Source organism: Prevotella sp. AM23-5, from assembly GCF_003473645.1.
In the GTDB taxonomy this organism is placed as follows: Bacteria; Bacteroidota; Bacteroidia; order Bacteroidales; family Bacteroidaceae; genus Prevotella; species Prevotella copri_A.
This window is the reverse complement of the sequence record NZ_QUCG01000189.1, coordinates 1-716: the sequence shown is the minus strand read 5'-3', so window position 1 is coordinate 716 and position 716 is coordinate 1. Positions and strand designations below refer to the sequence as shown.

General features: G+C 50.4%; 2 protein-coding genes. Both read left to right on the top strand.

Annotated elements, in window-relative coordinates; translation table 11 throughout:
• The first annotated feature begins 72 nt into the window (after positions 1-72).
• Entirely contained in the window at positions 73-207 is a 135-nt protein-coding gene (locus DW657_RS18645; RefSeq protein ID WP_255415928.1) for a hypothetical protein, read from the top strand.
• The coding region (locus tag DW657_RS17510) for a 3'-5' exonuclease (RefSeq protein ID WP_118313593.1) at positions 204-716 on the top strand (513 nt) is incomplete at its 3' end. The genes DW657_RS18645 and DW657_RS17510, both read left to right, overlap by 4 nt.

Sequence of the window (716 nt, the reverse complement as noted above, 5' to 3'; positions counted from 1 at the left end):
CGATTACATAAGAATTAACAGAGTATTGCATCTGAGAGGGAAATCTGTTATCTCATCCTGCAGAATAAGAAGTTGAGTGAAATCGGTATCCTGCTCAATAAGACAGAATCCAATATCACCACCCAGCGTGGCAATATCCGAAAGAAGCTGGGGATGAATCCTTCTGATAATCTGCAGAAGGTGTTGGAAAAGAGGATAAGGGAATGAAAGATTTTGCTGCGATAGATTTCGAAACGGCCAACCAGCAGCGTACAAGCGTCTGCTCGGTGGGCATCGTGATAGTGAGGGATGGCGAGATAGCAGACAGCTACTACAGCCTCATCAAGCCCGAACCGGAATATTACTCTTATTGGAACACTCGGGTTCACGGTCTGACTCTGGAAGACACGATGAATGCGGATGTCTTCCCGAAAGTCTGGGCAGAGATTGCGCCCAAGATAGAAGGTCTGCCCCTGGTAGCCCACAACGCCCCCTTCGACGAAGGCTGCCTGAAGGCAGTATTCCAGATGTATCAGATGGAATATCCCGGCTACGAATTCCATTGCACCTGCCGTGCCTCCCGAAGAAAGCTGGGCACTCTCCTCCCCAACCATCAGCTCCAGACCGTAGCCGCCTATTGCGGTTACGACCTCACCCAGCACCACAATGCCTTGGCAGATGCCGAAGCCTGTGCCTGGATAGCAAGAGAGTGTACTTCCCTGAAAAAGGTTGTCACT